Genomic DNA, 25812 nt, shown 5'->3' with positions numbered 1-25812 from the left:
AAACTTATCTAATTAGAATACTAGATTACGGAACAAAAAAAAGCCCCTTTAGGGGCTTTTTTAGAGAGTAGTTTTTTTATGTCTATGCTTTATCTTCTGACGGAGCACTTTCATCTACTTTTGCTTCGGTTTCGACTTTATCTTCTGACGGAGCACTTTCATCTACTTTTGCTTCGGTTTCGACTTTATCTTCTTGTGGAAGATCTACTTCAGGGATAGCTTCAAATTCATTATCACTCTCGCGAGCCTTTAGACGTTCGCTAATTCTTGCAGATTTACCTGAACGATCTCTGAGATAAAATAATTTTGCCCTTCTTACATCACCTCTTCTAACAACTTTAATATTATCAATCAAAGGTGAGTGAAGCTGAAAGGTTCTTTCAATCCCTTCACCAGAAGAAATCTTTCTAACAATAAATGATGAATTTAGACCTCTGTTTCTACGTGCGATTACAACACCTTCAAATATCTGTATACGTTTGCGATTTCCTTCAACCACCTTAACACCAACAGCTACTGTATCTCCTACATCAAATTTTGGGATTGATTTTCCAAGTTTGGCAATCTCTTCATTTTCAAGTGTTTTAATTATATCTACCATAAACCTTTTTCCTTTTTATTATTTAGTCTTGTTCCTGCTCTTGTTCGATTTCTTTAAGCAGCCGAGACTCTTCTTTTGTAAGTGATTTATTAATTAATAAATCGGGTCTTTTTAACTTTGTTTCTTTAAGTGACTCTTTTAATCTCCAAATTCTAATTTTTTCATGATCACCAGACAATAAAATATCTGGTACCTTTAATCCTCTTACTGACTCGGGCCTTGTAAAGCTCGGGTGGTCAAGCAACCCATTTACAAAGGAGTCTTGATTTACTGACTCTATATCATTTAATACCCCAGGGATTTGCCTAATCAATGCGTCCATTAATAACATTGCCGGAAATTCTCCCCCACTTGTAACAAAATCTCCAATCGAAATCTCTTCATCAATCCATTTATTTAGACGCTCATCTACGCCTTCATATCTGCTAGCTATCAATATTAATCCTTCTTCATTCGATAGCTCTTTTACTTTTTCATGTTTTAATCTAGAGCCTTTAGGTGTTAAATGGATTACCTTACGCCTTTTTATACCTAAACTTTTTTCTCTAGCTCTTGCTGATTCAATTGATTCAATCAAAGGGTCAGCCATCATTACCATTCCTGGACCACCGCCATAAGCTCTATCATCTACGGTCTTATGGGTATCTGTTGCAAAATTTCTAGGATTTATAAAATTAATATCAACAAATTTTTCTTTAAACCCCCTGCCAACAACACCAAACTTTGTTAATGCCCCGAACATTTCAGGCATTAGCGTTACTAAATCTATCAAAAATATTTTAGAAGCTTTCATCCCAATCAACAATTATATGTTGTTGCTTCAAATCTATTTTTTTAACAGTCATTTTTGTGTAGGGAATTAATCTTTTTTTTTCTCCCTCAACAACAAGAACATCATTTGCGCCTGTTTCTATAAATCCTGTTAATTTACCAAATAACAATCCATCAGTATTATGGACTTCGCAACCAATTAAATCATCCCAATAGAATTTATTATCAGTTAACTTTGGTAGAGACTTTTTTAAGACGCCTACCCAATAATTTCTATATACGTCTGCTATTGTTCTATCATCAATACTTTCAAACTTTACCATCATTCTATTTTGACTAATTTTTATGCTTTCAACAGATAAACTAGACCAATTTTTCTCATCAGATGATATAAACCATTGTTTATAATTTTCTAATGTTTCAACTAATTCTGTAAAAACTTTTACTTTAATCCAACCTTTTATTCCAAAGGGTCCAACTAGCTGCCCCATTACTAAATAATCTTCTTTCATAAAAAAGATTACATCAATTTAATTATTTATCATCAGTCTCTTTTGGAGCCTCTTCCTTAGGAGCTGCGGCTTCTTCTTTTGGAGCCTCTTCTTTTGGAGCCTCTTCTTTTGGAGCCTCTTCCTTAGGAGCTGCGGCTTCTTCTTTTGGAGCCTCTTCTTTTGGAGCCTCTTCCTTAGGAGCTGCGGCTTCTTCTTTTGGAGCCTCTTCTTTTGGAGCCTCTTCCTTAGGAGCTGCGGCTTCTTCTTTTGGAGCCTCTTCTTTTGGAGCCTCTTCCTCAACCGAAACTGCCTCTTCTACTTTAGCTGCTTTGTCAGCGGCTTTTTTATTTTTTCTTGCCTGTACTTTAGCTTCGTCTTTCTTTTTCATGGCAACAAGTCCATCAGGGCCTTTTGCATTTAGCTTTACTATTCTATTAACAGTCTCAGAAAGTTGCGCACCGTTTGATTGCCAATATTCAATTCTTTCAGACTCTAACCTAAGCGTTTCAGACCCTTCTCTTGCACTAGGATTATAAAAACCTACGCGCTCAATAAATCTTCCATCTCTTTTTTTGCTTGACTCAGCAACTACAACATTAAAGTAAGGTCTTTTTTTAGATCCACCTCTTGAAAGTCTAATAACTACCATAATCGAAATCTCTTTATTTAATTTATTTACAGAAAGGCGGAAATTTTACGCTATTTTAGCTACATTTGGCAAATTAAATTATTGATTTTTTATAAATATTTCGTTGGGTCAGCAAGGCCTGCATTTTCAAATCCAGCCTTTCTCAAACGACAGGAATCACATTTACCACATGCCAAACCTTCAGAACTCACCTGATAGCATGAAATTGTAAGAGAATAATCAACACCTAACTCAATTCCTTTAAGAATAATTTCTTTTTTTGAAAGCTTAATTAATGGAGTATGTATTTTTACTAAATCTCCCTCTACCGCTTTTTTTGTTGCTAAATTCGCCATTTTCTGAAAACTACTGATGTATTCTTCTCTACAGTCAGGATATCCTGAGTAATCTACAGCATTCACACCAATAAATATATTCGTACAGTCTATTGACTCTGCCCATGCCATTGCAAGTGACATCATAATAGTATTTCTTGCAGGTACATAGGTAATAGGTATACCGGTGGATAAATTTTCAGGGATACTAAGAGAATTATTCGTTAATGCCGAATTATTTAACCAACTTAAATCAATTTCAACCTCTTTTAGATCTTTAACTGAAAAATATTTTGCAATTTTTTTTGCCGCTATTAATTCATAGTTATGACGTTGATGATAATTTACACTTAACGCATAACACTCATAATTATTTTCTTTCGCGATTGCTAAAGTTGTTGCTGAATCTAGGCCTCCAGATAGCAGTATTATAGCTTTCTTAGACACCTTTTTTTTCTCCCCAAATTATTTTATGTAGTTGCACCTGAAATCTAACAGTTAGATTATCCTCTAGAATCCACTCTGAAAGATTCCCATAAGATAAATTTTCGTACGCAGGTGAAAAAATTATTGGTGCTTTATCAATTAAATTTTCTTCTTTAATAAATGTTTTTGCCCATTCATAGTCTTCTCTACTTGAAAGAACGAATTTTATTTCATCCTTATTATTAATTAAAGCAAGATTTTTTCTATCGTTTTTTAAGTGCTCGCCAGAATCTGGCGTTTTGATATCAAGAATAACTTTTGTCCTTTCATCAATACCTTCAATACTTAAAGCACCTCCAGTCTCAAGTGAAACCAGATATTCATTATCACAAAGTTTTTTTAAAAGTTCCCAACAAGGCTTTTGAGCAAGAGGCTCACCGCCCGTCACTGTTACATATTTAGTTTTATATTGAGAAACATCTTTAAGTATTTCATCGAGTGACATATTTTTTCCACCATGGAAAGCATAAGCAGTATCACAATATTTACACCTCATTGGACACCCAGTTAAACGAATAAATATAGTGGGAAAACCTATGCGGGAGCTTTCGCCCTGAAGTGAAAAGAAAATTTCGTTTATTTTAAGAGAGGTCACTTGATTAAAAACCCGGAATTTATAATTTAATTGATTCTAAATCCTTTAGTCTCTTTTTTGCACTCGGAATAATATCAGCATTTGGATATTTTTTTATCAAAGTTCTGAGAGTTTGTTTTGCTTTTGTTATTCTTGTTAATTGGATTTGAGAATTTGATACTTGGTATAGACTGTTGGGTGCTATTGGATTATCAGGGTACTCCAAAACTATTTTATTAAATGTATTGATTGCTGCTTTATAGTTTCTTAATGCAAATTGTGTATATCCTAAATTATACTTAGCCTCAGGTAATAATTCTGAACTAGGATAGTTAATAACAAATTTATCAAGCGCATCAAAGGCTTCTTTGTATTTGGTAGCTGTTATAAGCTTTTTAGCATCTTCAAATTCCTGATATTCTATATTTTTATCTACTAGTGGTGGGAGATCAGCTGCCTGCGGAATTGGTTCAGGAGCGATTTCAGGAAGCACTTCTTCTTCTTGAATGATAAGGTTATTTTGAGTTAAGGGTTCGGTCGTTGATATAGATCCCACTGAGTTTACATTATTTCCTATTTTCAGCGCACTATCTTCAATTTTTTGTAGACGCTCATTTAATTCTTTATATAAAACTTTTTGGCGTTCTTCTGATGTTTGTAATGAATAAGTTAAGACTTCAACTTCACCTCTTAACTTAGCAAGGTCATCAAAAAGGGTATTTATTCTTTCGGAAAGGCTATTAATTAACTTCGGATCTACCTTGTTACTTTTCTCGAAGTTAGTAAATTTTTCTTTTATTTCGAACTCAATTGAGCTTTGCAGCGCATTGAGTTGGTCCTGTATTTCATTTAATTTTTTTCTTGCTCCCTCATCCTCAAATAATGCATAAACAGAATTTGAGAGCAATAAAAGACCAACCCATATATAGCGTTTCATTCAGTATTTTTACTCTACTGTGTAGACAATGTCTGCGCGTCTATCTTCTCCACATGAATTTTGTTCAACACAATCCAAGTTAGCATATTCTTTACCATAACTAACTGTTTCGATTTGTGAATCATCAACTCCAAATGAATTAAGTGCTTCTTTCACAGCAACTGCTCTTTTTTGTCCTAAAGACAAATTATATTCATGAGAGCCACGGTAATCTGTATTCCCTTGGATTTTCATATTAGCTGCTGGTGTCTCATTTAAGTATTTAGCATGTGCTTGAATAACTTCCATATACTCTTGCTTAACTACGTACTTATTAAAGTCAAAGTAAATTCCTCTTTTATCTTTTGCTAAAAGTGGATTTCCTCTTAATTCAAGCAGATTAAGATCGGGTGATGTATATGCTGTTCCTTGATTATCGTCAGCTTGCATTGACTGTAATTCTGGTTGTGGCGGGTTTAGAGGTTGCGACTCTTGAAGCTCTGTCGAGCTACAGCCAGCAACTAAAACACCTAAAAATGCTGTTAATAATATTGATTTTTTCACCTTTTTTTCCCCTTATTTATAGTTTTTAATTTTTAATTGGTCCCCAAGCAGGTTCTTGGACCTGTCTGCTGCCTAGTGGCAAAGGATCTATTTTTAAACCATTAATTGATACTGTACCAATTTTTGTGGTTTTTCCATAGTTTTTATACACAAATAATACCATATGTCCATTTGGAGCAAAAACTGGCGCTTCATCCAATGGCCCTTTTGTTAACTTGAGAACTTGGTTAGATTGTAGATTTTGAAGAGCCACTTTAAATTTACCTTGATCCTGAGTTAAGTATAAAAGTAGTTTTCCATCATAAGACAAACTCGGATATAAATTATACTTTCCTTCAAAAGTCACCCTACTTACTTCAGATGTCTCAAGATTAAACTTATAAATTTGAGGTCCACCCCCCTGATTTGAAGTGTAATAGATTTCTTTTCCATCTGGAGACCATGATGGCTCAGTAGTAATTGACCTTGATCGAACTAGTCTCTTTACATCGGAACCGTCTGTATTTATCAAGTAAATTTGTGAATTTGTACTGTATGTCAAAACAATAGCTAATCTTTTTCCATCAGGTGACCATGCAGGCGCACTATTATTCCCTTTAAAGTTCGCGAGCAGCTTTCTTTTACCAGTTGCAATTTCCTGAATATAGATAACTGGCTTTTCTTTTTCAAAAGAAACATAAGCAATCTTTTTTCCATCTGGAGACCACCTTGGTGAAATAATTGGCATTTTTGAATCTAATAAAGTTGTAATATTGTAGCCATCATAATCAGCGATATTAAGTTTAAATTTTTGATTATTATATTTTTCAACAAAAGCAATTTTTGTATGGAAAACACCCTTACTACCTGTCAATCTTTCATAAACTTTATCTGATAACTTATGCCCAATGGCACGAATTTGATTACTTTTACCAATATACTCACCACTTAATATTGTTTGTTGTTTATAAATATCAATAAGACTCCAACTAACTTTAACTTTATCTTTTTGAACAGAATCAATCCTACCGATGATTAAAAACTGTGCCTCTAGATTCTTCCACTGTGAAAAATTTACCTCTTTATCGCTATTGGGGGATGCTGCTACTCCACGAGTATCAAGTGGATAAAATAAGCCTGATCTTCCTAAATCACCTTTGATGACTGAGTTGATTTTGCCAATATCTTTTTGGGCCCCAAAACTTTTGAACGGCATTACTGCAATTGGAATTTGGCTAGCCTTACCGCCCAAAATTTCAATTACTTCAAGTGCATGCAGAATGCTTGATGAAAAAAATAAAAATCCAACAAAAATAATGTGTAAAAACTTATTCATTTAACTATTCGACTCCGTTTGGGTGAAATTTCAACTCTAAATTTTTCAATTTGCTAAATAAACCACTATCTTTTGGAAGAGGAAGTGGTTGTGACTGAATTATTGCTCTTTCAACAGCATCATCACAACTTTTAATTTTACTAGATTTAGTCATTTTAGGTTGTCCAAGTAACTCACCAGTAGGCATTAAGCTTATTCTAAATTCTAAAGTAATATAATCCAATCCACATAGTTGTTGATTTACATTTTGTTGAATTTTTTGCTGAATAAGAAGTTTATATTTATTCAATTCACCAGTATTTACTCCTCCCTTGACTTCATTTTCACCTTCAAGAGCAGGTTTTTTTTGTTGCTTTAGTTCACTTTCTCTTAATTCAGCCTGCATCTTTTCTATCTTTTGTTGTTCAATGATCTGTTGCTGCAAGCGTTCCACTTTTTCCTTTTCAAGCATTTCTTTTTTTAATTTGTCTATTTTTTCTTGTTTTAATACCTTTTTTTTAAGCTCTTTAATTGCCTTTTGTTTTTTTAATTTTTTTGCTTTTTTTTCAGCAGCTTTTTTTTCAGCAGCTTTCTTTTTCTTTAATTTAATATCTGCTTCCTTTTGAGCCTTTGCTTTTGCTTTTGCTTTTGCTTCAGCAGATTTCTGCGCTTTAGTATTTTGTTTTTGTTTAATTTTTTTCTTAGGGGTTGCTTGAGTTTTGTTTATTTTTTTTTGCACCGGAACACTATCCCAGAGCTCTACCTCGCCATAGTATGGTGTTTTTGTTTGCCATCCGACAGAAAAAATCATAACTAACAAAAGTGCTAGGTGAATTGTGAATGAAAATAAATTAGCCTGCAATTCATCATTATTTTCCAGCTTTAAAAATTTCATTTAATTATTCAGGTTTAAGTAGTAAACCTACTTTGTTAAATTCATTTTGCTTTAATAAGTCCATTAGTGAAATTACTGCGCCATATTTAACTTTCTCATCTGCAGCAATAACAATAGATTGAGCTGGATCTTTCTCTAATTTTTGTTTCAACAGAACTAATAATGAATCTTTTTTGTATAACTTGCCATTGACTTCAATTTTTGAATTTTTTTTAATGGATATTAGAATTGGATTACTTTTTTGCTTCAAAGACTGTCCCACTTTTGGGAGTTCAACAACACCTGGATTCGTCATAGGTGCTGTGACCATAAAAATAACTAATAAAACCAACATTACATCAATGTATGGCACCACATTGATTTGATCCATCATCCTTCTTTTTCTCATGAAACTATCCTTTACGATCCATGATGTTGATAAATTCCTCCATAAAACTTTCATACCTAATTGAAATTCTATCTACTTTAGAGGCAAACTTGTTGTATGCGATGACTGCTGGTATTGCTGCAAATAATCCAATTGCTGTAGCAATTAATGCTTCTGCAATCCCTGGGGCGACTTGGGCTAAAGAGGCTTGTGCAACATTTGCTAGCCCAATAAATGCATTCATAATTCCCCACACTGTTCCAAAAAGACCTATATAGGGGCTGACTGATCCAACAGATGCCAAAAAGGGTAAATGTCTATCTAGTGTATCTACCTCTCTGTTATATGTCGCACTCATTGCTCTCCTGACACTCTCTACGCTCTTTTTATCAAGCGCACCTGTATTTTTATTTGACATATACTCTTTATAACCGGCTTTAAATATGACAGGTAACCCAAGTATATCTTTCGGTGGTTTGACACTAACTGACTCGTAAAGGTTACTTAAGCTACCTCCTGACCAAAAAATTTTCTCAAAATCATCCGTGTTTTGCTCTGCCATTTTTAGCGTTTTAATCTTAAGATAAATAATTTTCCAAGATGCCATAGATGCAATTATTAAGATAAGCATGACAGCTTGAACAGGGAGACTTGCACCCCAGATTAATGAAATAAAGGATAAGTCACTACCGATAGTCATAATATCTCCATTTGTTGTTTTATTAATTTTGGAATTCTTTGGGGTTTAAAAGTCTCAGAATGTATACAAGCAATGTTCACTTTGGCTGAAGTATAAAGGTCTGAATTCTTCATTATATTTTGAGTTAAATCTACCCTGGATGCGCCAATCTTATCTATGGAGGTTTCAATGTCAAGCTCATCGTTAAAACGTGCTGCTTTTTTATAGTCTATATTGACGTTGGCTACCACAAACATTATTTTATCCTTTTTTTTTAAGTCTGCTTGGTTTAAGTGAAGACTTCTGAGCCATTCTGTCCTTGCTCGCTCCATAAACTTTAGATAATTTGAGTGATAAACAACACCCCCACTGTCTGTATCTTCAAAGTAAATTCTTACACTCCATTTAAATGGTAAATGGCTTACCATAAGTTCTCATTATTATTATTTTTAGGCATTGTAATCCCAAAATGTTTATACGTTTGTGGTGTCGCCACTCTTCCTCTTGGCGTTCTCATCAAAAAACCCTGCTGAATAAGATAAGGCTCTATCACATCCTCTATTGTCTCTTTTTCTTCTCCAATAGCAGCAGCTAAATTATCTAAACCCACAGGCCCTCCAGAAAACTTTTCAATAATTGCCTTTAAAAAAGTACGGTCCATAAAATCTAAACCGATTAAATCAACATCTAACATTTTTAATGCTTGGTTGGCTATTTTTTCATTGATTTCACCCTCTGCTTTAATATCTGCATAATCCCTTACTCTTCTGAGCAATCTATTCGAGATTCTAGGCGTTCCTCGGGAGCGTTTTGCTAACTCTGAAGAGCCTTTTTTATCAATAGTTGTTTCAAGGAGCCCCGCACTTCTTAAAACAATTTTAGCTAACTCATCATTTGTATAAAATTCAAGACGAGAAACAATCCCGAATCTATCACGAAGAGGATTAGTTAACATTCCAGCTCTTGTTGTCGCCCCAATCAGGGTAAATGGTGGTAATTCTAGTTTAACAGACCTTGCAGAAGGGCCTTCGCCAATCATAATGTCTAATCGATAGTCCTCCATTGCTGGGTAAAGAATCTCTTCTATAACAGGTGAAATACGATGTATTTCGTCTATAAACAGAACATCGTTAGCTTCTAGATTTGATAATAATGCAGCTAGGTCGCCTGTTTTTTCAAGAACAGGTCCTGAAGTTTGTTTGAGATTTACACCCATCTCATTTGCAATAATATGGGCTAACGTTGTTTTTCCTAGTCCGGGAGGCCCAAATAAAAGAAGGTGGTCTAGGGGTTCTTTTCTTTTTTTTGCAGCGCTTATGAAGATTTCCAACTGTTCCCTTATTTTTTCTTGACCAACGTAATCTACTAACTCTTTAGGCCTTAATGCCCTCTCAAAACTCTCTTCCTCATCGCTTATTGCTTCACTATTTTTAAACTGATCAGGTTCAATCATTTTTTACCTATTTATGTAATTTAATTTGATAATAATTTTAAAGCCTGTTTGATCCCATCATTTACTGAGACATTTTCATCTAAATCTTTTGTTACTGTTAATATATCTTTCTGATTATATCCCAGGGCAAATAAAGCATTTTGAATGTCACTTAATTCAGATGATCCTTGATTTTTTGAGGTCGCAAACTCTGTATCTGAGATTTTGTCTTTAAGTTCCAAAATTAATCTTTCCGCTGTTTTTTTCCCAACACCTGGTATCTTTGTTAATGAATTTACATCTTGGGTTTGAATCGAATGCGTCAACTCATTGACTGTCATTCCACCTAAAATTGATAATGACGCTTTAGCACCAATACCATTAACTTTTAGCAATTTTCTAAAGATTATCCTTTCTTGATCTGTTGCGAAACCAAATAATAATTGTGCGTCTTCTCTGACAAGAAAATGTGTCAGCAGTACCACATCACTCCCAACTTCTGGCAAATCATAAAAGGTTGTCATCGGGACCTCTATTTCATAACCTACGCCATTACAGTCAATTAAGATATATGGGGGAATTTTTTCTAAAATTTTACCTTGAATACGTCCAATCATATTATTCTGCCTGATTTCATTCGGTTACCTACCCCTAGCCTTCCAAGTGAATCACTAATATTAGCATGACAAATAGCACAAGCGAGTGCATCGCCTGAATCTGGTCCAGGTAGTGAAGGTAACTTTAGTAACCTTTGCACCATCGTCTGCACTTGAAGTTTATCTGCATGGCCATTCCCTACTACAGATTTTTTGATTTGTAGAGCTGTATACTCGAAAATATTAATGTCTTTAGATACAATTGATGCTATTGCAGCACCTCGAGCCTGACCAAGTAAAAGCGTAGACTGAGGGTTAGTATTTACGAACACTTTTTCAATTGCAACAATACTAGGGCTAAACTTTTCAATCACCTCATCAATCCCTTTAACTATAATTTTAATCCTTGCAGCTAGATCAAGATCTTGTTTAGCCGTTTTGATTGTTCCACTTGATTCATATATAAAATTTTGTTTCTCCTGATGAATAACACCATAGCCAGTTACTCTTAATCCAGGATCAATGCCTAAGATCGTATTCAATGATTAGTTAATCTTCAAAATTTGCATTTGTATAGACTTCCTGAACATCATCTAAATCCTCTAAAATATCTAATATTTTTTGCATCCTCGAAGCGTCATCACCTCTTAAATTTATTTCATTTTCTGCCTTCATTGTTAACTCAGCTAATTCTTTTTTAAAACCTAATTTTTCAAGTCCTTCATTTATTTTAGTAAAGTCATTTGGAGCGGTAATAATCTCAATACTTTTATCATCATTAATAATGACATCATCTGCCCCTAAATTAATTGCTTCATCCATGAGTGCTTCACTATCATCTATGGGAGCAAAGAAGATACTGCCACAATGTTTGAATAAAAATGAAACAGATCCATCAGTACCAAGGTTGCCCCCATTTTTTGATAAAGCGTGCCTCACATCAGCTACTGCACGCACTTTATTGTCTGTTAAACAATCAATAATAATTGCTACACCACTGATGCCATAACCTTCATACCTAATCTCTTCGTAATTAACGCCTTCTAATTCTCCAGTTCCTTTTTTTATTGCCCTTGTAATATTTTCAGCTGGCATACTTTGTTCTTTAGCAGTTGTGACTGCAGACCTTAATCTCGGATTAAAATTAATATCTCCTCCACTTAACCTTGCAGCGACAGTAATCTCCTTAACTAACTTCGTAAAAATTTTTCCTCTCTTAGCGTCCTGTCTTCCCTTACGATGCTGAATATTTGCCCACTTTGAATGCCCTGCCATACTCAATCCTATCTAAATATTTTATTCGTTATAGTTTATCAGTAAACTTAATCCACTTAAGAAGTAGATTTGTTTTAACTTTAAAATTTTTTAACAATTTTGCTTAAAACTGATAATTTAGTTATGCTGTTTTTTATATTAATTCGACAAATTTTAATGAAAACATTAAAGCAAATTATCGATACAAAAAATATTAAGAAGCTACTGACAATTGCCCCAACTCAAACTGTCATTGAAGCACTTATAGTTATGGCAGAATATAAAATTGGTGCTTTGTTAGTGACAGAAAAAGATAAGATGGTGGGAATCATTTCCGAAAGAGATTATGCTAGGGAAATCATTCTTCATAAAAAATCATCAAAAGAAACCCTGGTCAAAGATATTATGACCAAAAAAGTTTTATCTCTTCAGCCCTCGGATTCATTTGAGAAAGGTTTAGAGGTAATGTCAGAGAAAAAAATTCGTCATATCCCTGTTCTTAAAGGAAATGAAATTATTGGCATGGTTTCGCAAGGCGACCTTGTCAAAGAAATGATCAGTCACCAAAGAGATTTAATTAGACAACTTGAAAGCTTCATTCAAAATTAAATTACTCACCAATTATTTTAACTAACGCTCTCTTCTTTCGTCTTCCGTCAAATTCACCATAGAAGATTTGTTCCCATGGGCCAAAATCTAGCTTTCCTTCTGTGATGGCAACAACCACTTCTCTGCCCATTACCTGTCTTTTAATATGTGCATCAGCATTATCTTCACCAGTATCATTATGTCTATAATGACTCAAGGGCTCATGAGGTGCTAATTCCTCAAGCCATTTTTTATAGTCATGATGTAAGCCTGATTCATCATCGTTAATAAAAACACTCGCCGTAATATGCATTGCATTCACTAGTACAAGCCCTTCTTGGATTCCACTTTCAACTAAACAGGAATTTACCTCTGGGGTAATATTAGTAAAGTGCATTCTTTCAGGAGCATTAAACCACAGCTCTTTTTTAAAGCTTTTCATACTTACCATTCCTTTAAAAATTAATATTTATTCTAAACCTTCTAAAATTTTATTGTACTTTTCATACCAGATTTCAGAAAAATCTGTTTTTTTATAATCTTCAAAGCATGGGGTCCCAAGGGTATAGTGAATAATTTTGGCCTTGTTATTTTTGGGATATTCAATAGCAAGCCAGTTCCATTCAGTATTTAATTCACCTATATCTTCTTCATTTAACCAAGAAAATCGATGTAAATATGTACCTGATTGACTTGATATAAGGTTCGGCGTTAAATTTTTATTTTTAGGATGGCTGCAGTTCCATAAAATTAAACTTGACCAGTTTTTTTTCGGATAATTTTCATTTTTATTTCCTAAATATTTTTTTTTAGCCTTAGTCTTATAATTATGTTTAACAACTTGGACTGCCTTACTTTCATCTCTTAAATCCCAGAGTTCTTTGATATCTGCCTGACAAATCATATCTCCATCTGCAAAAATAGCCCACCCTTTAAAATCATTTAAATAAGGAGTTAAAAATCTTGAGTAAACAAAATCATTACTCCTATCTTCATGCTTCTCCTCATATCCTTTTAAAGTATTTATGGCCAATGGAATAAAAGAAACAGGTAGAGAGGATTTTTCTATAACACTTTGAACAAAGGTATGGTAAGCCACAGACTCTCTCTGATCAAAACCAACGACTATTTTAATAACCTCATTCATAATTAATCTCCTGTGATAATAAATCCATCAAGTTTTTTATGGGAGCTTCCCAATCTTGAAGCTTATCTGATCTTAGTATCTGAATAGACGGGTACCATAAGCTTTTATGCTCATCAATTCCCCAATACCAAATCCTTCCATCTGTATATGGAACAATTAAGTAAGTTTTTTTATTTAATGCTCCGGCTATATGAGCCGTAACATTACTTGCTGTAATAACAAAATCACATACATTAATTAATGCTGCTAGTTTAGAAATATCATAAAAATTATCTATATCATTCATTTCAACCAATTCAAATCCAAAATTACCTTTAAACTCTTTTTTTTCTTTTTTGGTATCTCCATACTGAAGATCAACAAATTCAATATTAGGTAAGTTAAAAATTGAATTTAAATCGGTTAATCTCATACTTTTGCTTTTTCCAATAGTTGGATTTTTGCTTCGCCATGAGAGACCACAAATAAATTTTTTCTTCGAATTAATTTTATCCTTTAATATCCTTGTATATTTTTTATCTGCTTCCAATAATGGTTTTTTTTGGTCAAGAAAGTCCTGTTTTGAATTTCTAAAGAATTGGCCAAGATCCCCCATTGATATATGAAAATCATATAAGTTCTCATTATCCGCAGCATCTAAAAAAACTACATTTTTAAAATCTTTAAAGGATGCTTTGTATAAATCTAATAATCTTGAGTCAATAACAACAATGAAATCATTATCACTCATCAAAGCATCAGCTAGCATTGTGCTATATAAAATATGATCTCCTAGACCTTGCTCTGACCAAATTAGAATCTTTTTATTTTTTACATCAAAACTATTTAACTTAGGTTTTTCGGTGGATAGTGGTATTGTTTTTTGATCTTGAGCATTCCATCTTGATTCATATAATCGCCATGCATTGCTAAAATTATGAGAAGCGAATTCAAAATATGAGAGATTTAACTTAGCACTATAATTTTCACAATCAAGCTCAATTGCACGTTTATAAAACTTTATCGCCTCTTCGTTTTGATTTAATGTTCTTAGTCCATTCGCATAATTATTGTAATAAACTGCATTATCAGGTTGTATGGTTATAGCCATCTCAAGATCAGGCATTCCGCTTTTATGATTATTCATTTGATTTTGCAAATCTCCCCTTCTACAATATGCTAAACCTTTATTTTCGGCTGAAGATTCAGAATTAATAATTAGAGAATAGTCATCTAATGCCTTAGAAAAGTCTTCTATCTCCTCATGCTCCCTTGCTCTTTTAAAAATAAACCTTTCGTTAAATTCAATTTTAATTGCAGCATTAAAATCCTTAATAGCTTTATGATGTTTACTTTTATTTGAATATGTCACACCTCTATTAAAAAAGGCCTCGGTAAAGTTTTCATCTATTTTGATAGCAGCATCATAATGATCAATTGCTTTTTCAAAATCCTTGCTTATATTAAAAACAAAACCTAAATTAAAGTGTGCTAATTTATTTTTAGGTTCAATACTTATTGCTTGTTGATAACAATTAATAGCTTCATCTATTTTATTGATTGCAGTCATCGCCCTTCCTTTATTGTAAAAAGTATTAAAGCTTTTAGGGCTTAGGCTTATGGCCTTATCAAAATAATTAATCGATTTTTTAAAGTCTCCATTTTCTAAATAGAGGTTACCTAAATTATTAAGAATATTTGGTTGGTTTGGATTAATTATTAATGATCTATCTAGCAGCTCAGTTGCATACTCTGTGTTACCTATTTGCAACTCAAGAGTGCCATAGTTTGCAAGCATTTGGTCGTTTGCGGGGATTATTTTTATTAATTTTTTATATATTACTCTAGCTTCATTAAATTTACCTTTTTGGCAAAAAATAAGCGCTTCCTTCAAAGCCTTTGAAACTTTATGTTTATTTTTATAGACCATTTTTAAATCTTATATGAAAAGAAAACATTTAAATTAAAAGATTCATAAAATTTTAAAAAAGGGTTAAATAATAAAAATTAAATTAAGTAGAAAGCTACGTTTTGAATTAGCTATTTTCTTTAAAAATTAATTCAATCCCGTTACCAGCAGGATCTTTAAAAAATAACTGATCAATATTAATTTCAGGGATGTGCCTCTCTTTAAAAACAATATTATTTTTTTTAAGAGTTTCCATAAAAAAACTTTTGTCATTAGCAGAAAATGAAACATGATCTAGTGTTGAATCGATATTGATTAAGTTTTTTATATTATCTTTTGATGAACTGAGATGAAGAACATCCTTTTCTTTTGCATAAAGCCAATAACCTTTACTATTAAAAGGGGGTCGATAGCCAAGCTTTAATCCTACGATATTAATATAGAATTCTTTGAGAGTCTCAATCATCTTTTCATCTGAACGAAGATTGTAATGATCAATACCGTTAATCATTTTTTTGAGAAGCTGTTAACCTTTTTTTAATATGAAGCTCTCTTAACTGTTTGTCATCTACTTCATTTGGTGCGTTTGTTAACAAACACTGTGCTTTTTGAGTTTTTGGAAAAGCAATCACATCTCTAATTGAATCAGCACCTGCCAAAAGCGTCACTATTCTATCTACTCCAAAAGCTATTCCACCATGAGGGGGTGCGCCATATTGAAGTGCTTCTAATAAAAAACCAAATTTTTCCTGTGCTTCATCCTTAGAGATATTTAAAGCCTTAAATACTTTAGATTGCACATCGCTCTTATGGATACGTATGGAGCCGCCTCCAACTTCAGAGCCATTGATAACCATGTCATACGCTTTTGATAAGCATTTACCTGGATCTGAATCAAGAAGATCCTCATGCCCATCTTTTGGTGCAGTGAAAGGGTGGTGCAGGGCATTCCACCTTTTATTTTCTTCGTCAAAATCAAACATGGGGAAATCAACTATCCATAAAGGTGCCCAAAATAAATCATTTACAAGGCCTTTGTCATGTCCAATTTTTTCTCTCAACGCACCTAATGCCTCATTAACAACCTTCTCTTTATCAGCGCCAAAGAAAATCAAATCTCCATTGGATGCTTTAGTTTTATCCATGATTGCTTTTAATACATAAGGATTAATATTTTTTACAATTGGACTCTGAAGACCGTTTTCATCAAGTTGTGAAACATCATTTACCTTTATATAGGCTAAACCTTTAGCGCCATAAATCTTTACGAATTCGGTATATGCATCTATCTCAGATCTTGAAAGCTCAGATCCACCCGGTATTTTAAGGGCAGCCACTCTACCATTTGTCATATTTGCTGCTGAGGAAAATACTTTAAACTCAACCTTCTTAAGCTCTTCAGTTAAGTCGACAAGCTCAAGGGTGACTCGTAGATCAGGCTTATCGGAGCCATACTTATTCATTGCATCAGCATAAGTTAGCTGAGGGAAAGTTTTTGGAAGCTTTATATCCATGGTGTCTAAAAACATTTGTCGAATCATGCCTTCATTAATCTGCATTATTTCTTTTTCATTCGAAAAAGAAAGCTCAATATCTAATTGAGTAAATTCTGGCTGTCTATCGGCTCTTAAATCTTCATCGCGAAAGCATTTAGCAATTTGAAAATATCTATCAAACCCAGAAATCATTAACATTTGCTTAAATAACTGAGGGGATTGAGGCAATGCAAAAAATTCACCTTGGTGGACTCTTGAAGGCACTAAATAATCTCTAGCTCCCTCTGGGGTACTCCTTGTTAAAATTGGCGTTTCGATCTCCATAAAATCATTTTTATCAAGATAAGTTCTAAAATTTTTAGAAATATCGTATCTCAGGCGAAGATTCTTTTGCATCACATCTCTTCTAAGATCAATAAAACGGCTTTCTAACCTAACTGACTCCGAAATTGTTTCATCATCAAGCATAAAAGGTGGCGTTAGGGAAGGATTAAGGATTGTAACTTCCGACGCTAGCATTTCAACTTCCCCTGAGGGCAGGTTTTTATTAACAGTGCCTTCAGGCCTAAGCCTTACCTTACAAGTAACTTGTAAAACAAATTCGTTACGAACGGATTCACCAGCTTTAAAAGCTTCCGGTGTATCAGGGTCTATCACAATCTGAGCTAGCCCCTTCTTGTCTCTTAAGTCAATAAATATAACACCGCCATGATCTCTTCGACGATGTGCCCAGCCACATAAAGTTACTTCGGTATCCACATGGGATTTATTTAATTCACCACAAAAATTTGTTCTCATTTAACTTTCTACTTTCTTTTCTTTTTATTATTTTTAATAAACTCTTTATCTGTTGTTGAAACGCCCATAGAGATGACATACTTTAAAACCTGATCGACACTAAGATCAATCTCGATAATTTTTTTTGTAGGCACGATCAATGTATATCCAGAAGTTGGGTTTGGTGTCGTTGGCACATAAACATTAACGAACTTTCCTTTCAAATATTTAGCAATTTGATCATTTGGGACACCCGTCACAAAGGCAAATGTATATGTGCCTGCATTTGGAAATTCAATTAAAACTGCTTTAGAGAATGCTTGCCCAGAGTTGGATAAAAGTGTATCTGATACTTGCTTAATACCCTTATATATAGAACTTATTACTGGTACCTTATTTAGGACATACTCATATACAGAAATAATCTTTTTACCAAAAAAATTATTAGCAATTAAGCCCGTAAGAAAAACAACAACCAGCGTTACGATAACACCATACCCTGGAATCGCCCCTCCAAAAAATATATCAGGCTGAAATTCTTTAGGCAAGAATAATAATACTTGATCTAAAAACTGGGTGAGCGTAACAAGTACCCATAAAGTTAAAACAATAGGAATTAAAACTAAAAGACCCGTGAGTATATTTTTTTTAAACATTTGGCTTCTCGGTTTTCTTTGTTATTGATTTTTTTGTCGCATCATTTTTTTTTGAATCTTTTGCATTATTTTTATTCTTAAAATCTGTTTCATACCAGCCCGAACCTTTTAGCTTAAAATTTGGAGCTGAAACTTGCTTAATAAAATTTTGACCATTACATTTAGGGCATGAAATTATTGTTGGCTCACTAATTTTTCTAATTAGATCTTCCTTGTAATTACAGTTTTCACATATGAATTCATAAATTGGCATAAAAATTTTAAAATATTTTTAAAATGGAATATCGTCTTCCAATTGATCAAAGGATTCAACTGCAGGAGATGGCGCTTTAGTAGACTCATTAGATGATTGACTTTTTTGTTGCTCAAAATTACCTGATGAGTCACTTCCACCTGAAGCATTATCTTTAGAACCAAGCATTTGCATCGTCGCAGCAACGACCTCCGTGGTATATCTATCCTGGCCATCTTTTGTTTGCCATTTTCTTGTTTGGAGTCTGCCCTCAACAAATATTTGACTTCCTTTTTTAAGATATTCTTTAGCGATTTCCGCTACTTTGCCAAACATAACAATTCTATGCCACTCAGTTTGATCAACTTTTTCTCCTGTTTTATCTTTATATGAACTACTCGTAGCTAAACTAAAGTTACATACTGCAGTTTCGTTCGGCATATAACGAACATCAGGATCCTGCCCCAATCTTCCAACTAAAATTACCTTATTGACTGACATAATTAAATTATCCCCTTAAGTATTTTTTAAACCCTTTTTTAATTCAGGCATTTTTATTGATAGAGAAAAAATAAACCAAATCGATATTATAATTCCACAAAAATAAAAAACACCTACATAACCAAAATTCTTAGCTGCGAAACCTCCAAGAATGCCTCCAAAAAACATTCCTAATGATTGACATGTATTATACACCCCTAAAGAAAATCCTTTTCTATCAATCGGTGCAATTCTACTCACCAAGCTAGGAAGTGAAGCCTCTAAAAAGTTAAAGCCTATAAAGTAAATCAATAAGGCCAAGCTTATATTAAGTATTTCATTAGAATAATTAATGAATAAAAATTGAGATAAAAATAAAAGAATGATTGAGAATAAAAATGTTTGTTTGGACAGCTTCCACCTTTGTGAAAAAATAATCATAGGCACCATAAAGACAAATGATAAAAATAATATGGGGAGGTAGATGCTCCAATGCTCTTCTAGTGGCAAGCCACCTTTTGTTATTAAGTAATAAGGAATTGTAATAAACAAGGCAATCTGAGTTGCGTGCAAAACAAATATACCTAGGTTAAGTCGATTTAAGTCCCATCTTTTTAGAATAAATAAAAAATCATTTAAGTTGTATGAGGTTTTCTTTTTATCGGAAGCTTCAGTTATAAAAAATTTAATGACAAGTATGGCAATAATAGACAAAACTCCCATTAAAATAAAAATGCCTGATACCCCTATTAATTCATTAATCAGGGGACTTAGCACGAGCGATAAAGCAAAGGTTAGGCCGATGGATACCCCCACAATACCCATTGCTTTTGTTCGGCTTTCATCAGAGGTTAAGTCTGCTAACAATGCACTTAAAACTGCTGAAATTGCGCCAGCACCCTGAATAGCCCGCCCTACAATTATTAATTCAATGTCATTAGTTAGTCCAGCACATAATGAGCCTACAATGAATAGTGCTAAGCCAAAATAAATGACCTTTTTACGCCCCACAACATCAGATACCATCCCAAAAGGAATTTGAAATATTGCCTGAGTAAGCCCATAAATTCCAAGTGCTAAACCTATCTGAAAGATCGATGGTTGACTTGGGAGTTCTGCAGCATAAATAGAAAAAATAGGTAATATTAAAAAAATACCCAGCATTCTTAATGCATAGATAGAGGCTAAAATTGAGCTTGCTTTTATTTCATTGGGGGACATTCTGTCTTTCTGAACCATAAGAGTTGAATACGAGTCACATTAATCATAAATAATCCGTTATATTATCAGGTTGCGCATAATTAAATAAAAATTAATGAATTATATAAATATAAAAGGGGCGAGAACCCATAACCTAAAAAATATCTCTATTAACCTTCCTCGAAACAAGCTGATTGTGATTACTGGTTTATCTGGTTCAGGAAAATCATCACTAGCTTTTGACACACTCTATGCGGAAGGACAAAGAAGATATGTCGAGTCTTTATCTGCCTATGCCAGACAGTTTCTTGACCGTTTAAATAAACCTGATGTAGACCTTATTGAGGGACTTTCGCCCGCAATATCAATCGAACAGAAATCGACTTCACATAACCCAAGATCTACTGTGGGAACAGTAACTGAAATTCATGATTATTTGAGGCTCTTGTTTGCAAGAGCAGGTGACCCAGTTTGCCCAGAACATAATATTAAATTAGAAGCACAGACTATTTCCCAAATTGTTGATCAATTATTAGAACTTCCTGAAAATACAAAAGTAATTATTCTTGCCCCTGTCATAAATAATCGTAAAGGGAGTCATACAGACTTAATAAACGAACTTAGAGCTCAAGGATTTATAAGAGTCCGATTGGATGGCACAATCTACGAAATAGACAATTTGCCTGAAATAGAAAAAAAAATAAACCACCAAATCGATGTTGTCATCGACCGGTTAAAAATAAATCAAGAGATAAAACAGCGCATTACAGAATCTATTGAAACAGGTCTTAAATTAACAGATGGTAAGATTTTAGCGCTTGATATGGAAACAGAAGAAACGCGGCTTTTTTCATCCAAATTTGCATGTCCCCATTGCGACTATGCTATCCCAGAATTAGAACCTCGACTTTTTTCCTTTAATAACCCGATGGGCGCATGCCCCGATTGTGATGGGTTAGGACATAAAAGTTTTTTTGACCCACAAAAAGTAGTGGCTTTGCCGCAACTATCCCTAGCTGCCGGAGCAATAAAAGGATGGGACAAAAGAAATCAATTTTATTTTCAAATTCTTTCAAGCTTAGCTAAACATTATGATTTTGATTTAGAGACGCCATATGAAAATCTACCCAATGAAATACAGTCAGTAGTTTTGTATGGGAGTAAAAAAGAAGTTATTAATTTTTCATACCTTAGTGAACAAGGAAAGATTTATTCGAAATCGCATACTTTTGAGGGAATTTTAAATAACCTAACGAGACGTTACCAAGAAACTGAATCTGGGATTGTCAGAGATGAAATTGCTAAATATCTAAATGTACACACTTGCCCTACTTGTAAGGGAGCTAGATTGAGAGAAGAAGCTAGGCATGTTTTAGTTGGGGATAAGAATATTAATTTTATTTGTGAGCTTGCTTTAAGAAAAGCCTTTGATTTTTTTGAAAACCTGGAATTAAAGGGAGCTAAAGCTAAAGTTGCGGAAAAAATAATTCAAGAAATTAAAAATAGAATTTTTTTTCTTATCAATGTCGGCCTAGATTATTTGTCCCTTTCAAGAACAGCAGAAACATTGTCAGGCGGTGAAGCACAACGTATTAGGTTAGCCTCTCAAATTGGAAGTGGGTTAACAGGCGTGATGTATGTTTTAGATGAGCCATCGATAGGGCTGCATCAAAGGGACAATGCCAAATTATTAAAAACGCTTAAAGATTTACGTGACTTAGGAAACACTGTTATTGTTGTAGAGCATGACTATGATGCCATTATGGCAGCGGATTATGTTGTGGATATAGGTCCTGGAGCTGGACTTCATGGAGGTCAAATTATTGCAGAAGGCACGCCCCAAGAAGTTCTAAATAATGAAGATTCACTTACAGGCCAATATTTATCTGGTAAGAAAGTAATTGAATTATCCAAAGAAAAAACTAAACCAAATAGCAATTTTTTTCAAATTTTAAAAGCTAGCGGAAATAATTTAAAGGATGTAGACCTTAAATTACCTATTGGTTTGATGACATGTATTACGGGTGTCTCAGGGAGTGGAAAATCTACTCTAATTAACAATACACTTTATCACTCACTCGCAAAGCATCTTTATAAGAGCAACTTAGAGATTGGGCCTCATAAGGAAATCATAGGCATTGATTTTTTTGACAAAGTTGTAGACGTCAATCAGAGCCCTATTGGAAGAACGCCTAGATCCAATCCAGCAACCTATACGGGTCTCTTTACGCCAATTCGGGATATTTTTTCAAAAGTTCCTGAGAGCAAACTTAGAGGATATGCTCCTGGTAGATTTTCATTTAACGTTAAAGGTGGAAGATGTGAGTCGTGTGAGGGGGACGGAGTCGTAAAAGTTGAAATGCATTTTTTACCTGACGTTTATGTGAAATGTGATTTTTGTGAAGGTCAACGTTACAACCGAGAAACGCTAGAAATTAAATATAAAAATAAAAATATACACGATGTACTTTCTATGACAGTTGAACAAGCTTACGATTTTTTTAGTGCTATTCCTGTGATTGAAAGGAAACTTAAGACACTTTTGAATGTGGGGTTAAGTTATATAAAACTAGGACAAAATGCCACCACACTCTCAGGAGGTGAAGCACAGAGAGTCAAGCTTGCCTTGGAGTTATCGAAGAGAGATACTGGAAGAACCTTATATATCTTAGATGAACCCACAACAGGTCTTCATTTTGCTGATATTCAACTTCTTTTGAATGTTCTACATCAGTTGAAAAAAAATGGTAATACCTTAGCAATCATTGAACATAATTTAGATGTGATTAAAACTGCTGATTGGATAATTGATCTAGGGCCTGAAGGAGGGGATGGTGGTGGTCAAATTATCGCTGAAGGAACACCCAGTGAGATCTGCAAAAATAAAAATAGTTATACAGGAAAGTTTTTAAAAGATTACTTATAGGATTTGGTAAATTGATTTGGTATTTGGTTTTTGATGATGCCAAATATTAAAAGAGGCAGCAGCTTGTTCAACTAGCATCCCTAACCCATCAGAAAATTTTGCTTTATTTTGTTCAGCCTTTAATAAAAATGGCGTTTGCTTGCCATACATCATGTCGTACCAATAATACCCATTTAAATTTTCTGGAAATATCGCACTATCGTTTCCCATAGATGACGAGGTTGCATTTATAATCAAATCAAAAGTAATGTCGGCTTTGGGGTTTAAGATATTTAATAAAACATCGTTATCTTTAGCTAATAAAGACCAATTTTCTGCCATATCATGAGATTTTGAAATAGTTCTATTAGTTAAGAAAATAGTATGAGGGTGTTGCGAAATCAAATCAAACATCACCCCATTGGCTGCACCACCTGCACCAATAACTAATATTTTTTTATTATCTATGGTCACATTCTTTGTTAGCAGATCGGTAACGAGACCTATGCCGTCAGTAGTATCTCCACAAAATTTATCGTTTTTTATAGAAATTGTATTTACTGATTTTGTCTGTTGAGCTCTTGTGGATAATTCGTCGCAAATCTCATAGGCTAAATTCTTAAGTGGTAATGTGATATTTAGTCCCTCATAATCCTCCTGTTGTAAATAGATGAGTGTTTTTTTAAAATTCGTACTTTCCACATCTATTCTTTGATAGTCAAGATGGATGCCAAATTGACTTGCAAAATATTGGTGAATCTTAGGGGATAGAGAATGTGATATTGGATGGCCGAGTACGGCAAATTTTTTATTTAACTTGGTCATTTTATTATTATAAAACGTATCACTTGATGTACATAAATTAATATTTTTGTATTATATTGGTGCAATTTTTTTACATATTTGCACTTAAATAGTGCAAATTGTACCTAATATGTTTATTTTTATATAAAAGTAAGTAAAATTGCACCAATAAGTGTACTTAATGCGTAATAATTAAAAAAAATAGAACATTAATTAAGGAGTAAATAGTATGTCGGTAGCTAATGTAATGAAAAAAATTAAAAGCAATAACGTTAAATTCGTTGATTTAAGATTTTCGGATACACGGGGCAAAGAGCAGCATGTGACTGTACCAATCTCTGCATTTGACAAGAGTAAATTCACAGACGGACATGCTTTTGATGGTTCCTCAGTTGCAGGCTGGAAAGGTATTAATGCTTCAGATATGTTACTTTTCCCAGACCCTAATACGGCTAATATTGATCCATTTATGGAAGAATCAACGCTCATTCTGACTTGTAACGTAGTTGATCCTGAGGATGGCAAAGGCTATGACAGAGATCCACGAACAATTGCAAATCGTGCTGAGCAGTATCTTAAAAAAACAGGCATTGGAGATACGGTCTACTTTGGCCCTGAACCTGAATTTTTTGTTTTTGATTCTATTACCTGGGATTCAGGGATGAGCGGATCTTCAGTAAAAATTAGCTCTGAAGAAGCTGAGTGGGACTCCAAAACAGAGCATGAAGGTGGCAACGTAGGGCATAGACCAAGAGTTAAGGGTGGGTATTTTCCAGTACCGCCTGTTGACTCACTTCAAGACCTTCGTTCTCAAATGTGTCTTACATTGGAGGAAATGGGTGTTCCAGTTGAAGTGCATCACCATGAAGTAGCTGGCTCAGGTCAAAATGAGATTGGCACTAAATTTTCATCTCTTACAGAAAGAGCAGATTGGACCCAAATACTTAAATACGTTGTCATGAACACTGCCCATCATTATGGAAAGACAGCAACATTTATGCCAAAACCAGTCCTGAACGATAATGGAACTGGAATGCACGTCCACCAATCTATTTGGAAAAAAGGTAAAAACCTTTTTGCGGGAAAGAAATATGCTAACCTAAGTGATGAAGCGCTTTATTATATTGGCGGGATTATCAAACACGGTAAAGCCCTCAATGCCATAACAAACCCTTCAACTAATTCATATAAACGTCTTGTACCAGGATTTGAAGCGCCTGTGATGCTCGCTTATTCAGCAAAAAATCGATCAGCAGCAATCAGAATCCCCCATGTTTCTTCAGACAATGCAAGAAGAATCGAAGTAAGATTCCCAGACCCTATGGCTAATCCGTATCTTGCATTTAGTGCAATGATGATGGCAGGTCTTGATGGCATTCAAAATAAAATTCATCCTGGTGATGGCGAAACAAGAGATTTATATGACTTAACAGCCCAAGAGGAAGCAAAAATTCCACAGGTTGCAGCATCTCTTGAAGAGGCTTTAAGTGAATTAGACAAAGATCGTGAATTCTTAACACGAGGTGGCGTCTTTAGTAATGACTTTATCGATAGTTACATCGGACTTAAAATGGAGGATGTCACACGCATGAGAATGACACCACACCCTGTAGAATTTGATATGTACTACAGTCTATAAGAAACAAATTAAAGCGAGGCTAAGCCTCGCTTTTTTTTAAACAAAATTATCTTGCACTTTTATTGTGCATTAAGTTTTTAAAAATACCCATTAAAAGTTAAGAGGACTGGGAATGAA

30 protein-coding genes are annotated in these 25812 nt (G+C 34.0%); 3 read left to right on the top strand and 27 right to left on the bottom strand.

Translation table 11 applies throughout. The features are described from left to right. Nucleotides 1–82: 82 nt before the first annotated feature. The 17 genes from rplS to K6112_05265 all read right to left on the bottom strand — a co-directional run bounded on the left by rplS (nucleotide 83) and on the right by K6112_05265 (nucleotide 11904). Nucleotides 83–601, bottom strand: a complete 519-nt coding sequence (rplS, locus tag K6112_05345) for a 50S ribosomal protein L19 (GenBank protein QZP17451.1) — start codon at nucleotides 599–601, stop codon at nucleotides 83–85. Nucleotides 602–623: 22 nt separating this feature from the next. After that, nucleotides 624–1394, bottom strand: a complete 771-nt coding sequence (gene trmD / locus K6112_05340; GenBank protein ID QZP17450.1) for a tRNA (guanosine(37)-N1)-methyltransferase TrmD — start codon at nucleotides 1392–1394, stop codon at nucleotides 624–626. Further along, nucleotides 1381–1884 carry a ribosome maturation factor RimM gene (rimM, locus tag K6112_05335; protein QZP17449.1) on the bottom strand — a complete coding sequence of 168 codons (504 nt, stop codon included), beginning with the start codon at nucleotides 1882–1884 and terminating at the stop codon, nucleotides 1381–1383. The genes trmD and rimM overlap by 14 nt, the downstream gene beginning before the upstream one ends. Nucleotides 1885–1906: 22 nt before the next feature. Next, nucleotides 1907–2515, bottom strand: coding sequence for a 30S ribosomal protein S16 (gene rpsP / locus K6112_05330; protein ID QZP18494.1), 609 nt, complete (start codon nucleotides 2513–2515; stop codon nucleotides 1907–1909). Between the two features lie 86 nt (nucleotides 2516–2601). After that, nucleotides 2602–3273 carry a 7-cyano-7-deazaguanine synthase QueC gene (gene queC / locus K6112_05325; protein ID QZP17448.1) on the bottom strand — a complete coding sequence of 224 codons (672 nt, stop codon included), beginning with the start codon at nucleotides 3271–3273 and terminating at the stop codon, nucleotides 2602–2604. After that, complete coding sequence (queE, locus tag K6112_05320; GenBank protein ID QZP17447.1) at nucleotides 3266–3907, bottom strand: 7-carboxy-7-deazaguanine synthase QueE; 642 nt, start codon at nucleotides 3905–3907, stop codon at nucleotides 3266–3268. Before queE ends, queC begins: the two co-directional genes overlap by 8 nt. 19 nt (nucleotides 3908–3926) lie before the next feature. Continuing rightward, complete coding sequence (ybgF, locus tag K6112_05315; protein ID QZP17446.1) at nucleotides 3927–4823, bottom strand: tol-pal system protein YbgF; 897 nt, start codon at nucleotides 4821–4823, stop codon at nucleotides 3927–3929. Nucleotides 4824–4832: 9 nt separating this feature from the next. Next, complete coding sequence (locus tag K6112_05310; protein ID QZP17445.1) at nucleotides 4833–5366, bottom strand: OmpA family protein; 534 nt, start codon at nucleotides 5364–5366, stop codon at nucleotides 4833–4835. Nucleotides 5367–5391: 25 nt separating this feature from the next. Beyond that, nucleotides 5392–6681 carry a Tol-Pal system beta propeller repeat protein TolB gene (tolB, locus tag K6112_05305; GenBank protein ID QZP17444.1) on the bottom strand — a complete coding sequence of 430 codons (1290 nt, stop codon included), beginning with the start codon at nucleotides 6679–6681 and terminating at the stop codon, nucleotides 5392–5394. 4 nt (nucleotides 6682–6685) lie between these two features. Further along, nucleotides 6686–7399, bottom strand: a complete 714-nt coding sequence (tolA, locus tag K6112_05300) for a cell envelope integrity protein TolA (protein ID QZP17443.1) — start codon at nucleotides 7397–7399, stop codon at nucleotides 6686–6688. Nucleotides 7400–7559: 160 nt separating this feature from the next. Beyond that, nucleotides 7560–7925 (bottom strand): ExbD/TolR family protein, encoded by a 366-nt coding sequence (locus tag K6112_05295; GenBank protein ID QZP18493.1) that lies wholly within the window; start codon nucleotides 7923–7925, stop codon nucleotides 7560–7562. Nucleotides 7926–7947: 22 nt separating this feature from the next. Then, nucleotides 7948–8622: a protein TolQ gene (gene tolQ, locus K6112_05290; protein ID QZP17442.1), complete on the bottom strand. Its 675-nt coding sequence runs from the start codon at nucleotides 8620–8622 to the stop codon at nucleotides 7948–7950. Further along, nucleotides 8619–9029, bottom strand: a complete 411-nt coding sequence (ybgC, locus tag K6112_05285; GenBank protein QZP17441.1) for a tol-pal system-associated acyl-CoA thioesterase — start codon at nucleotides 9027–9029, stop codon at nucleotides 8619–8621. Before ybgC ends, tolQ begins: the two co-directional genes overlap by 4 nt. Then, nucleotides 9023–10054, bottom strand: a complete 1032-nt coding sequence (gene ruvB / locus K6112_05280; protein ID QZP17440.1) for a Holliday junction branch migration DNA helicase RuvB — start codon at nucleotides 10052–10054, stop codon at nucleotides 9023–9025. Before ruvB ends, ybgC begins: the two co-directional genes overlap by 7 nt. 20 nt (nucleotides 10055–10074) lie before the next feature. Beyond that, complete coding sequence (gene ruvA / locus K6112_05275) at nucleotides 10075–10650, bottom strand: Holliday junction branch migration protein RuvA (protein ID QZP17439.1); 576 nt, start codon at nucleotides 10648–10650, stop codon at nucleotides 10075–10077. Further along, nucleotides 10647–11171, bottom strand: a complete 525-nt coding sequence (ruvC, locus tag K6112_05270; GenBank protein QZP17438.1) for a crossover junction endodeoxyribonuclease RuvC — start codon at nucleotides 11169–11171, stop codon at nucleotides 10647–10649. Before ruvC ends, ruvA begins: the two co-directional genes overlap by 4 nt. Nucleotides 11172–11178: 7 nt before the next feature. Then, nucleotides 11179–11904 carry a YebC/PmpR family DNA-binding transcriptional regulator gene (locus K6112_05265; GenBank protein QZP17437.1) on the bottom strand — a complete coding sequence of 242 codons (726 nt, stop codon included), beginning with the start codon at nucleotides 11902–11904 and terminating at the stop codon, nucleotides 11179–11181. A gap of 156 nt (nucleotides 11905–12060) precedes the next feature. Between K6112_05265 and K6112_05260 the strand changes: the two genes are divergently transcribed. Beyond that, complete coding sequence (locus K6112_05260) at nucleotides 12061–12492, top strand: CBS domain-containing protein (GenBank protein QZP17436.1); 432 nt, start codon at nucleotides 12061–12063, stop codon at nucleotides 12490–12492. Nucleotide 12493: 1 nt separating this feature from the next. Here K6112_05260 and K6112_05255 read toward each other — a convergent pair whose 3' ends face one another. The 9 genes from K6112_05255 to K6112_05215 form a co-directional block, all read right to left on the bottom strand. Continuing rightward, entirely contained in the window at nucleotides 12494–12913 is a 420-nt protein-coding gene (locus K6112_05255; protein QZP17435.1) for a secondary thiamine-phosphate synthase enzyme YjbQ, read from the bottom strand. 27 nt (nucleotides 12914–12940) lie between these two features. Next, nucleotides 12941–13618 carry a glycosyltransferase gene (locus K6112_05250; protein ID QZP17434.1) on the bottom strand — a complete coding sequence of 226 codons (678 nt, stop codon included), beginning with the start codon at nucleotides 13616–13618 and terminating at the stop codon, nucleotides 12941–12943. Beyond that, nucleotides 13611–15527, bottom strand: a complete 1917-nt coding sequence (locus K6112_05245; protein ID QZP17433.1) for a tetratricopeptide repeat protein — start codon at nucleotides 15525–15527, stop codon at nucleotides 13611–13613. The genes K6112_05250 and K6112_05245 overlap by 8 nt, the downstream gene beginning before the upstream one ends. Before the next feature lie 106 nt (nucleotides 15528–15633). Next, complete coding sequence (locus K6112_05240) at nucleotides 15634–16017, bottom strand: diguanylate cyclase (GenBank protein QZP17432.1); 384 nt, start codon at nucleotides 16015–16017, stop codon at nucleotides 15634–15636. Next, on the bottom strand, nucleotides 16010–17800 hold the full coding sequence (gene aspS / locus K6112_05235) for an aspartate--tRNA ligase (protein QZP17431.1): 1791 nt from the start codon (nucleotides 17798–17800) through the stop codon (nucleotides 16010–16012). The genes K6112_05240 and aspS overlap by 8 nt, the downstream gene beginning before the upstream one ends. Before the next feature lie 8 nt (nucleotides 17801–17808). After that, nucleotides 17809–18435: a DUF502 domain-containing protein gene (locus tag K6112_05230; GenBank protein QZP17430.1), complete on the bottom strand. Its 627-nt coding sequence runs from the start codon at nucleotides 18433–18435 to the stop codon at nucleotides 17809–17811. After that, nucleotides 18428–18688 (bottom strand): zinc ribbon domain-containing protein, encoded by a 261-nt coding sequence (locus tag K6112_05225; GenBank protein ID QZP17429.1) that lies wholly within the window; start codon nucleotides 18686–18688, stop codon nucleotides 18428–18430. The genes K6112_05230 and K6112_05225 overlap by 8 nt, the downstream gene beginning before the upstream one ends. 18 nt (nucleotides 18689–18706) lie before the next feature. Beyond that, a complete protein-coding gene (gene ssb, locus K6112_05220) occupies nucleotides 18707–19168 on the bottom strand; it encodes a single-stranded DNA-binding protein (protein QZP17428.1) in 462 nt (153 codons plus the stop codon). Nucleotides 19169–19183: 15 nt separating this feature from the next. Further along, complete coding sequence (locus tag K6112_05215) at nucleotides 19184–20386, bottom strand: MFS transporter (protein QZP17427.1); 1203 nt, start codon at nucleotides 20384–20386, stop codon at nucleotides 19184–19186. A gap of 76 nt (nucleotides 20387–20462) precedes the next feature. On the opposite strand from K6112_05215, the gene uvrA reads away from it, so the two are divergent. Continuing rightward, nucleotides 20463–23273 (top strand): excinuclease ABC subunit UvrA, encoded by a 2811-nt coding sequence (gene uvrA / locus K6112_05210; protein ID QZP17426.1) that lies wholly within the window; start codon nucleotides 20463–20465, stop codon nucleotides 23271–23273. Here uvrA and aroE read toward each other — a convergent pair. Further along, nucleotides 23268–24077 carry a shikimate dehydrogenase gene (gene aroE, locus K6112_05205; GenBank protein ID QZP17425.1) on the bottom strand — a complete coding sequence of 270 codons (810 nt, stop codon included), beginning with the start codon at nucleotides 24075–24077 and terminating at the stop codon, nucleotides 23268–23270. The genes uvrA and aroE overlap by 6 nt on opposite strands. A gap of 208 nt (nucleotides 24078–24285) precedes the next feature. Here aroE and glnA point away from each other — a divergent pair, with 208 nt between their 5' ends. After that, nucleotides 24286–25695, top strand: coding sequence for a type I glutamate--ammonia ligase (glnA, locus tag K6112_05200; GenBank protein ID QZP17424.1), 1410 nt, complete (start codon nucleotides 24286–24288; stop codon nucleotides 25693–25695). Nucleotides 25696–25812 lie beyond the last annotated feature (117 nt).

This window comes from Methylophilales bacterium (assembly GCA_019823025.1).
Lineage (GTDB): Bacteria > Pseudomonadota > Gammaproteobacteria > Burkholderiales > Methylophilaceae > BACL14.
The sequence above is the reverse complement of the archived record's forward strand: the minus strand, read 5'-3'. Positions and strand labels throughout refer to the sequence as shown.